The organism is Bacillus sp. JJ1521, assembly GCF_036965165.1.
In the GTDB taxonomy this organism is placed as follows: Bacteria; Bacillota; Bacilli; order Bacillales; family Bacillaceae_L; genus Ferdinandcohnia.
In genome coordinates this window covers 1-3,396 of the sequence record NZ_JBALOX010000278.1, presented here as the reverse complement: position 1 = coordinate 3,396, position 3,396 = coordinate 1, and the positions used below count along the sequence as shown (strand labels likewise).

At 36.0% G+C, this 3,396-nt stretch carries 4 protein-coding genes and 1 pseudogene; 4 read left to right on the top strand and 1 reads right to left on the bottom strand.

Annotated features, from left to right (window positions below):
* The first annotated feature begins 73 nt into the window (after positions 1–73).
* The 3 genes from V7147_RS24760 to V7147_RS25345 all read left to right on the top strand — a co-directional run bounded on the left by V7147_RS24760 (position 74) and on the right by V7147_RS25345 (position 1,129).
* Positions 74–637, top strand: coding sequence for an EamA family transporter (locus V7147_RS24760; protein ID WP_335370455.1), 564 nt, complete (start codon positions 74–76; stop codon positions 635–637).
* A gap of 142 nt (positions 638–779) precedes the next feature.
* Positions 780–1,019, top strand: a complete 240-nt coding sequence (locus V7147_RS24755; RefSeq protein ID WP_335370454.1) for a hypothetical protein — start codon at positions 780–782, stop codon at positions 1,017–1,019.
* 29 nt (positions 1,020–1,048) lie between these two features.
* Entirely contained in the window at positions 1,049–1,129 is an 81-nt protein-coding gene (locus V7147_RS25345; protein WP_438824655.1) for a hypothetical protein, read from the top strand.
* Positions 1,130–1,163: 34 nt separating this feature from the next.
* Here the strand turns inward: V7147_RS25345 and V7147_RS24750 are convergent.
* Positions 1,164–1,384: pseudogene (locus tag V7147_RS24750) on the bottom strand (IS110 family transposase); the annotation flags it as partial.
* 80 nt (positions 1,385–1,464) lie between these two features.
* On the opposite strand from V7147_RS24750, the gene nagZ reads away from it, so the two are divergent.
* Positions 1,465–3,252 carry a beta-N-acetylhexosaminidase gene (nagZ, locus tag V7147_RS24745; protein ID WP_335370453.1) on the top strand — a complete coding sequence of 596 codons (1,788 nt, stop codon included), beginning with the start codon at positions 1,465–1,467 and terminating at the stop codon, positions 3,250–3,252.
* The last annotated feature ends 144 nt before the right edge of the window (positions 3,253–3,396 follow it).

Genomic DNA, 3,396 nt, shown 5'->3' with positions numbered 1-3,396 from the left:
GATGATTTCGATTGTGATTGTCTGGATGTTTTTTAAAAAGCGTCCTCATTCATTTACATAAACATGTGTAATCGTGTCTTTAATTGGTGCGGTATTAGTTATTACAAAAGGGGATATTCAATCATTTCTAAGTGCAACGGATAACTTGATTCCATCTATTCTTATCTTCCTTGCAGTTGTAGGATGGGTTATTTACACGATGGGAGGAAGCGAGTTCAGTGGTTGGTCCGTTTTACGGTATTCCACATTAAGCTGTTTGCTTGGAACGGTTACAGCAGCTGTGGTAGTGGCAGGAGCGACACTAGTTGGATATGTATCTATCCCAACTGAAGAAGTAATCATGACCACAGGTCCGCATTTACTATTTATGATTATCTTTCCTGGTCTGATTGCGCTGCTCGGTTGGAACGTGGGTGTCAGCATTTTATCACCAATCAATGCTCTTTTATTTATTAACTTTGTTCCCGTTACGACACTTTTAGTTTCGATTTATCAAGGCTATGATGTCACGATGTTTGATATTCTAGGAACGGTGTTAATCATCCTTTCCCTTGTGGCGAATAATCTGTTTGTAAGGTGGCAAAAGAAAGAATACAAGTCGGCGTCTCAACCAAATTTGCGTGAGCAGGCATCCTAGTTTTATCGATTAACGAAGGAGCACTTAAGAAAAGAAGCCACCCGATGACAACAGGTTGATATCACTAAACCTTTAATCGGAATTTATCGATAAATAATTCTATTTGTAGAAATATATAAGCCAAGAAAGGGAGGACAATAAAGTGCATAGGCACAGGAGGTTAAACACCAGAGGAAAAATTGTGCTTTCCACTCTTTTAACGGTCATGATTGTACTAATAACAGGAATGGTTGGTAATGATGAAAAGAAAGCAGTGATAGAAAATGACTCTAATATAGGGAATTCACTTGAAATGTTATCATTTTCTTCAGAGTCAGTGTCAGCTTTTGCTGATTCTACATTAGGTCAATCTATCCTTAAAAGAAAGACCTTAACGGACTGATTAATGATATTAATAAACGCAGTCAAGACATGGGAGAGATTATAAAACAATTTAATCAATATACCAAACAGTATATTGAAGTAGAAAATGATTTTTATCAAATGAATTAGCTGATAGCTCAAACTACAATGTGATTTTCCTGAACTAACAAAATAATATATCTTGGAAAGTTGAATTACTTTTTAAAAGTGCATAAATCCAGTGTAAGAGCTTATTCGCAGATGCAATATAGCTACTTTATATGGCTTTCCTTCTTCATGTTTTTTATCATAAAACTCACGTAATCTCTTATTACGAGGAATGATTTCAACTGTTGTTTTCTGTTTTCGACAATCACGAATGGCACATCGAACAGCGATGATTAGAGGTAGGTAATATTTGGCTATTAGTGGCTATAACCGTGATTTTGAATGAGTGTCAAAAAGATAGAAAGGGGAATTGGAAAATGAGAAGAAAAAGGGCTTCTCGAAATAAGCTCCGTATTTTTACAATCCTACTTTTAATGTTTGCCTTAATCATTGGAGTTTATTATGCAATCAAAGAAAATGATAGCGAACAAACGCCAGTTAAAGAAAGCCCATCTATAACTAATCCATCCGATACTAAACCTTCCGGTAAAAATACAGTGGATTCGGAGAATGAACAGAATTCAAATCTTGAGAAATTAGTAGAGGAAACGTTTTCTTTATCTAAGGTAGGTAAGGTTCCGAACATTTCCTTTGTTTCAGGTAAAACAGACTGGACGGAAGTAAATGAAAAGTGGGGAAAATCAGACCGTATTTCGGAAACTGTTAAAGGTAGGTATGAGGAATATGAAAGTCACCATGCTACAATCGGCTATGCCGACCAAACTGTTAATGATATACGATCTTACGATTCCGAACTACAAAATATAACATTAAATGAAATTGAAAAAACAGGTGGACAACCCGATGCCATTCGATACTATAAAGATTCAACTGTGGACCAAATGATACTTGTCTATCATGCAACGGCATCTACTGATTTATTATGGGTTTTACCAGTAAAAACAGAGCAGGAGCCAAATCCTAAGGTTGACCATATCTCACTCTTTACACAGATTGAAAAGAGACCAAATCAACAACCACAAGTTGAAAAACCGAATCAACAAGGAAATCAATCCGTTTCAGCGGTGATTTCTAAAATGAGCTTAGAAGATAAAATTGGCCAGATGATTCTTGCTGGGGTTTCCGGGACTTCAATGGACGCAAATGCAAATAAGTTAATTAGCCAATTCCATGTAGGAGGAATTATTTTTTACAAATATAATTTTGAAACCCCTACACAAGTCATTCAACTTGTGAATCAACTGAAAGCTGGAAATAGTTCGAGTCTACCGCTTTTACTAGGTGTTGACCAAGAGGGCGGACGTGTGACAAGATTGCCGGGTGGACTTGTTAACTTTCCTCCAAATAAACAGATTGGACAAGTAAACAATCCTGATTTTTCTTTTAAAGTCGGAACACTTTTAGGGCAAGAATTAAAAGAATTTGGTTTAAATCTCGATTTTGCACCTGTTCTCGATATTAACAGCAATCCGAATAACCCAGTAATCGGGGATCGATCATTTGGGAACAATGCGGAAATAGTAAGTAAACTTGGGGTTCAAACGATGAAAGGGATACAGTCTCAGAAAGTTATCACGACAATTAAGCATTTTCCTGGTCACGGAGATACATCGGTTGATTCCCATCTGGACCTTCCAATTGTAAATAAAAGCCTTAAGGAACTTAAAGAACTAGAGTTAATACCGTTTGAACGTGCGATTAATCAAGGTGCAGAAGTTGTGATGGTCGCTCATATCTTATTGCCTCAATTAGATAAAACGAATCCAGGGACCATGTCAAAAGCTGTCATGACGGATCTTCTTAGAAAACAACTTGGTTTTACAGGAGTCATCATAACGGACGATATGACAATGGGAGCCATAACAGAACATTTTGATATTGGTAAAGCATCGGTAGAATCAGTAAAGGCAGGGAGCGATATTATTTTAGTAGGGCATGACTATAATAATGTTGTAAAGATTATCTCCTCTTTAAAAACTGCGGTTCAAAATGGGGAAATCTCCGAACAAAGATTAAATGAAAGTATAGAAAGAATTATTCAACTAAAAAGAAACTATAGCATTAACGATACGAAAGTAGAAAATCCTAACATAAATGAAATAAATCACTCAATCAATAGTCTTCTGAATCATTATTTACATTAATTATTCATATTGGTTTGTGGTTAACCTTATAAAATGAGAAGGGTGCGTTGATCCAAGAAGGATTAATGCACCTTTTTGTTGAATTAATTGAACTTACGGGGCAGGTTTGTTAAAGAAGGAATATAAATGAAAATGGTAGAATAA

Bases quoted from the DNA above. Each gene is read 5' to 3' on its own strand.
- nagZ (WP_335370453.1), top strand. From the start codon at position 1,465: ATGAGAAGAAAAAGGGCTTCTCGAAATAAGCTCCGTATTTTTACAATC.
- V7147_RS25345 (WP_438824655.1), top strand. From the start codon at position 1,049: ATGGGAGAGATTATAAAACAATTTAATCAATATACCAAACAGTATATT.